Below are 6,208 nucleotides of genomic sequence, written 5' to 3'. Positions count from 1 at the left end.
GTCGGCGGCACCACCGGCAAGCCGTCGGTCCAGCCGCGCTCGAAACAGGCTTCCATCAAGTCCTCGCCCGCGCCGATCTCGACCTGGCGTGAAGAAAATTTGACGTCGCCGAAACGGATCGCGAGTTCTTCGGCAATGCCGGGCTCCAGCGTTTTCGAGCCGCAACCGGGGCGCAAAGGCGGCAAGTCGGCGCCCAAGTCGGCGTCGCCGGTGATGCGCTGCCAGTCATCGCGGTACCAGCCGTAGGTGCGCTCGACCTCGCATCCGGCTTCGACCCGGATTAGCGTGGGCACGATTTCGGCATGGAGCCGGTACGAGTGTTCGAGCGTGTCGTCAAGAATGGCATTCGGGACGCCCGCGGCGTAGGCCGGGTCGTCCTGGATGTAAACCGTCAGCGGCGTGCTGCCCTGTGCCAGCTGACGAATCAGCGGTTCGACCAGCAGGCAGGTCGGGCATTCGCGCTTGGCGATGATGATGAGGCCGTCGGGCAGGGGATGCATGGTGCGTGCCCGCCCGCTCAGCCGAACGATCGTGCTTGCGCCAGCGCGCCCAGGCGCGCGGTGATGGCGAAGAACTCGGCCACGGTATCGTCGATGATTTGCTGCGCCGACTTCACCGAGTCGATCAGGCCCACGGTCTGGCCGGCCAGGGCCGGTGCGGCTTCCATGTTGCCTTCGAAGTAAACGCCGCGAATGCCCTTCATGTCTTCGAAGGACATCAGACCCGCGTCATGGATGGCCTGGGTGCGCTGTGATTTCAGGGCGCGAATACAGGGGGTGGCCTTGGTGTTGAGCACCCAGGTGCCGGTTTCCTTGGCGTCGACGATGGCGTTCTTGTAGTTGGCATGCACCGGGCTCTCAACGCAGCTGACAAAGCGCGTGCCCATCTGAATGGCTTCGGCCCCCAGCGCGAACGCCGCTGCCATGCCACGGCCGTCGCAAATGCCGCCGGCGGCAATCATCGGCACATCGGTGCGGGCACGAATCGCCTGCAGCAGCACCAGTGTCGAGACCTCTTCCGGGTTCTTGAAGCCGCCGCCTTCCGCGCCTTCAACCACCAGGCCATCGATACCGGCGTCCACGCACTTGAGCGCGGCATCCACCGTGGGCACGGCGTGGTAGACGATGATGCCGGCGTCTTTCAGCGGCTGGATGAACTTGGCCGGGCTGCCGGCGGAGGTCGTCACGAACTTGACGCCCGAGGCGCAGACGAACTTCAGCATGGCGTCGTCGCGCAGGAAGCGAATCGGCAGGTTCACGCCGAAAGGCAGGTCCAGCGCGCGCATCTTCGTGATCTCGGCCTGACAGTTTTCGGTCTCGCCGGACGAGGTTTCGATGATGCCCAGACCACCGGCCCGCGAGACCGCGGAGGCCAGTTGCGTGCGCGCAATCCAGCCCATGGGGGCCTGCAAAATGGGGTACTTGGCGCCGGTGTGGGCGAGAACGCGGTTCATGGGGCTCCAATACAGCAAAGGGACAGGGCTGCGATTATTGCCAGCCGACTCGGCGCACGCTGTCGCGCGGGTTACCCCGGCGCCGCGGCGAACTCAATTCACGCAGCCGCCTGGCGGACTCGTCGCGCCAGTCCCGCCATTGATCAGGGGCATCAGCTGGGGTGCCAGCACCTTCAGCAATTGCACCGGCAAGCCGCTGGTGAAGTCGTAGGCCGCGGCCTGCGCGCCCGGCACGTAGGCAATGAGGGTGCCGAAGAAACGCTCGTCGATGTTGAAGACGAAAGTCGCCGAGCGATTCACCACGCGCGAGGCAATCAGGCGCCCGCCCGCACCGAACGTGTCGAAGCGCTGGTCGCCGGTGCCGGTCTTGCCGCCGACTGCGACAAAGCTGCCGTCAGCGCGCACAAAGGCCTTCTTCACGCGTTGTGCGGTGCCCTCCTCCACCACGCGCCGGATGGCGCCGCGCACCGCTTGCGCGACTTCCGGCGCCAGCACCCGCTCGGCCCGGCCGGGCTTGTACTGCAGCAGGGTTTCATAAGGCGTGGCGGCCGCGAAGTGCAGCGACTGGATGCGCGTGTTCGGTTTGCGCACGCCGTCATTGACGAGAATTCCCATCAATTCGGCCAGTGCGGCGGGGCGGTCCGCCGAAGCGCCGAGCGCGGTCGCATAGGACGGCACCAGCGAATCGAAGGGGTAACCCATCTGCGCCCATTGACGGTGGATTTCCAGAAAGCCCTCGCCTTCGAGCAGGCTCAAAATCCGCTTGTCTTGCGCTTGTTTGCGATGGGTGGAAAACAGCCAGGCATAGACCGTCTGGCGCTCGGCCACACTGGCCTGCATCACCTGCGTCTGGCTGGCGCCCGGATGGTTTTGCAGGTAACCGACCAGCCACAGTTCCAGCGGATGCACGCCCGCCAGATAGCCGCGATCGGCCAGCGACATCTGTTCTGGTGCGTACTGCTCGTAGAACTTGGCGAACTTGGGCTCGGCCGGATTGACGCCGTCCGGCAGATTGTCCTTCACCCAGGCGGTGAACTGGTCCAGCGACGCCTCGGGAAAAAGGGTGCGGTAGATGGCGGCCAGCCGCGAGGCGGTGGGACGCACATCACCCAGCAGCAACTCCTGCGCCTCTTGCGCGGTCTTGCCCTGGTATTTGACCAGGAAGCGGCGCATGAAGACCTGGCCCTCGCGGTCGGCAAAGCGCGCCAGGTAGTCGGCACGGCGCGGATCATCGGCATCCTGCAACAGCTTGGCGGAGGAGCCGGGGGTCAGGAACATATAGTGGTGCACGACATCGCGCATCAGCCGGATGAACACCAGATTGACCGAGTTGCGCAATCCATCGCGCACCGACATCACCCGGCCGTCGTCCTCGTGCCTGAAATTGTTGAAGTGGTGCAGGCCGCCGCCGGTCATAAAGCCTTCTGCAGGACTGGCGGAATAAGGCCGCTCCAGCGCGGCATCCAGCATCTTGCTCAGGCTTTTATCCGGCGCCGCCAGAAAATAATCAACCGCCCAGCGCGTCAGCACGTCCTGCCGATCGACTTCCAATGCGCGCAATTGGCTGTTGTCCAGCGTGGATAGCCGCTGATGCAGCTTGTCCATGATGTCGAGATAGCTCACCAGGGTGCGCAGCTTGGCCGTCGAGCCGAGGTCAAGCTTGGTGCCTTCGTTGATATTGAACGGCTGGTCGAAGTTATCGGTTTGCACGCGCAGGTAGTTGGCGTCGGTGCCGCGCTCATAGAGCGTGAAGCTGTACACCACCTTGGCCGGGTCACCACGGTCCAGCAACTGCTTGGCGGACAGTCCGGCCGCCTTGGCATGGGCCGGGTCGCGCAACTCGCGCAACAGGCTGGTCACGGCCGTCTGCGCTGGCGCATCCAGCGTGCTGGCGACGCTCAGATCGAGGCGATCCAGGTCATATAAGCGGTTGCCGCCGAGCAAGCCGGCCAGATGCGTGCGCACCGCATTGGCCGCCTTTTGCGTGACGAAAGAAACCGCGGGCGCTGGCACCTTGGCGGCGCGCCGGTTCAGCTTCGCCTTGAGCGCGGCGTCGCGCAGGGCGGGCGTGATCACACCGGCATTGCCCAGCAGGCGCAGATGGCGGTCCGTCAGCTGTTCCAGCTCGTCTTCATCGGCGTCGAAATAATAAGAAGGGCGGCGCTGCGAGATCAGCAGACTCAAGGCCTGTTTGTACAGTTGCGCCCGGTCGCTGAAATCACCGTTCTGCGCGGCCCCATTGTTCAGAATGCGGTTGACGTCCTTGAAATCACGACCGTACCAGGCCCACAGCCCATCGCCCAGGCCATGCACTTCGCCAAAGCCGGCCTTGGCGGACAGCGGCATCGTGTTCACGTAGCTCAGCACAATCTGGCGCCGCACCGCGCTGGTATCTTCACCCTGCTGGTAGGCGCGCAAGGCGGCCGACACCATTTGTTGCAATTTTTCCTGGACCGATGAGGTGCGGCCCTCGGAAGAATGGCGGTATTTTTCGATCTGGGTCGCCAGCGTGCTGCCGCCGGGCGCCCGGCCATCGCCGGTGAGCGTGCTTTTGGCCTTGATCAGCACCGCATTGGCCAGCCGGTCCCACTGGACGGCCGGGTTGCGCATCGGATGGTCCGGATCGAGCAGTTCACGGTTCTCGATGAACAGCAGGCTCTGCACCAGGATCGGCGCGATATCGTCAAAGCGTTCAAACACCCGTTTCGGATAGCGCTCCTGGAACAGGCTGTTCTTGTGACAATCGAGGATGCGCAGGCCGCCCTGGGTCTTTTCAGGATACGGGGCGAAATAGCCTTCGTCAACGATCTCCGCCATGGCGCTGGAGATCCGCGCCTGCCGGACGATCTCGAAATCCCGGGTCTTGAGCTTGCTGAGAAACACCGGCAACTGCGAATAGCCGAGCCTGTCATCGTACGGCGCACTCTGGGGGAAACGGATGGCCGGACTCGGCCCCGCGCCGAGGGTATAACCGGCCTTGCTGGCCAGTTCGGTGAAGAAGCGCGCCTGGTAGTCCGAACTGCGCATCTCCTGGGCAATCAGCAGCCCGGCAACGACCAGCAACAGCAACACCAAAGCGGCCAAATGAATCTTGAATCTGGCAAAGAATGAAAACCACTTGTCACGCATACGCATCGTCCTGAATCTCATGTTTAGCCCCAGCAGGCGGATTTGGCCGCGCCGCCATCCGCCCCGCAGTTGAAGCTGTTCAGCCCAATATATGCGATATGCATGTCTTGCGACTGCCGCACCCGCTCGGCGCCAGCACCGGCGCAACAACCCCCCTAGGATAAACCCCTAGTTACAGCCTGGCCTATGTATTGCTAGCATCTGTTCCATAAGTTGACCAAACGGTCAGTTTTAGGTTTGCTTTTTTGCTCACCACTGCAGGAGATGCCAGCGTGTCTACCTCATCCTCACCCGATGTTCGCCCCGGCCGTCTGAGCGCCTTGGCCTACGCCCAGCACTTTGCCGATGCGTCTCCCCGCATGAGCCCAGCGCAAGCCGTGCTCGAAGCCGAGCGCTGCCTGTACTGCTTTGATGCACCCTGCGCCACGGCTTGCCCGACCCGCATTGATGTGCCCTCTTTCATCAAACGCATTGCGGACGGCAACCTGCGGGGCTCGGCCCGCGCCATTCTGGAGTCCAACCCGCTGGGCGGCATGTGCGCGCGGGTCTGCCCGACCGAGAACCTGTGCGAGGCGGTGTGCGTGCGCAATACGCAGGAGGGCACGCCGGTGGCGATTGGCCGCCTGCAACGCCACGCGGTGGACGCCCTGATGGAAAGTGCCCGGCCGCAGCTCTTCACGCGCGCCGCTGCCACCGGCAAGCGGGTCGCCGTGGTGGGTGCCGGCCCGGCGGGACTGGCCTGCGCCCACACGCTGGCACGGCTGGGCCACGCGGTGGTGGTGTTCGACGCCCGGCCCAAAGCCGGCGGCCTCAATGAATATGGCCTGGCCGGCTACAAGACACCCGACAACTTTGCCCAACGCGAGGTGAAATGGCTGCTGGACATCGGCGGCATCGAGATCCGCAGCGGCTGGACGCTGGACAGCGTGGCCCAGCTCGAGGCCCTTTGCAAGGACTACGACGCCCTGTTTCTGGGCATGGGCCTGGGAACCACGCACCGGCTCGGCGTGCCGGGCGAGGCCCTGGATGGCGTGCAGGATGCGGTGGATTTCATCGCCAGGCTGCGCCAGACCGATGACCTCTCCGCCCTGCCCATCGGGCGGCGCGTGCTGGTGATTGGCGGCGGCATGACGGCGGTGGACGCCGCCGTGCAGTCCAGGCTACTGGGCGCGGAAGAAGTGCACATGGTGTACCGGCGCGGACCCGAGGCCCTCTCGGCCTCCCCGGCGGAACAGGCATGGGCGCAGACCAACGGAGTGACCATCCACCACTGGCTGGCGCCGGTTGAAATCCTGGGTCATCGCAGTCACAGCGGCCATGTCGGCGCCGTGCGCTTTGCGCGTCAGGCGCTGGTGAATGACAAGCTCAGCCCCACCGGCGAGATGCAAACGCTGGAAGCCGACATGGTGTTCAAGGCCATCGGCCAGCAACTCGGTAACCCGGTCCTGGCACAGGCCGGCTTCAAGCTCGAAGGCGGGCGCCTCGCCACTGACGCCGTGGGCCAGACCAACCTGAGCGGCATCTGGGCCGGCGGCGACTGCCGCGCCGGCGGACTGGACCTGACGGTGGAGGCGGTGGCGCACGGCAAGCAGTCGGCCGGCGCCATCCACGCCCAACTCACGGGCG

At 64.7% G+C, this 6,208-nt stretch carries 4 protein-coding genes; 1 reads left to right on the top strand and 3 read right to left on the bottom strand.

The annotated features are described in order from the left end of the window. The 3 genes from B3V69_RS12670 to B3V69_RS12660 form a co-directional block, all read right to left on the bottom strand. Positions 1 to 500, bottom strand: a 500-nt coding sequence (locus B3V69_RS12670) for a hypothetical protein (protein WP_296447070.1), incomplete at its 3' end; no start/stop codon positions are given. Between the two features lie 17 nt (positions 501 to 517). Further along, positions 518 to 1,453 carry an NAD(P)H-dependent flavin oxidoreductase gene (locus B3V69_RS12665; RefSeq protein ID WP_296447069.1) on the bottom strand — a complete coding sequence of 312 codons (936 nt, stop codon included), beginning with the start codon at positions 1,451 to 1,453 and terminating at the stop codon, positions 518 to 520. Positions 1,454 to 1,546: 93 nt separating this feature from the next. Then, positions 1,547 to 4,582, bottom strand: a complete 3,036-nt coding sequence (locus B3V69_RS12660; RefSeq protein ID WP_296447068.1) for a transglycosylase domain-containing protein — start codon at positions 4,580 to 4,582, stop codon at positions 1,547 to 1,549. Between the two features lie 272 nt (positions 4,583 to 4,854). On the opposite strand from B3V69_RS12660, the gene B3V69_RS12655 reads away from it, so the two are divergent. After that, positions 4,855 to 6,208 (top strand): NAD(P)-dependent oxidoreductase (locus B3V69_RS12655; RefSeq protein ID WP_296447066.1); only part of this gene is annotated, 1,354 nt, incomplete at its 3' end.

Source organism: Rhodoferax sp. UBA5149, from assembly GCF_002413825.1.
GTDB lineage: Bacteria > Pseudomonadota > Gammaproteobacteria > Burkholderiales > Burkholderiaceae_C > Rhodoferax.
This window is presented reverse-complemented; position numbering and strand designations above follow the sequence as displayed.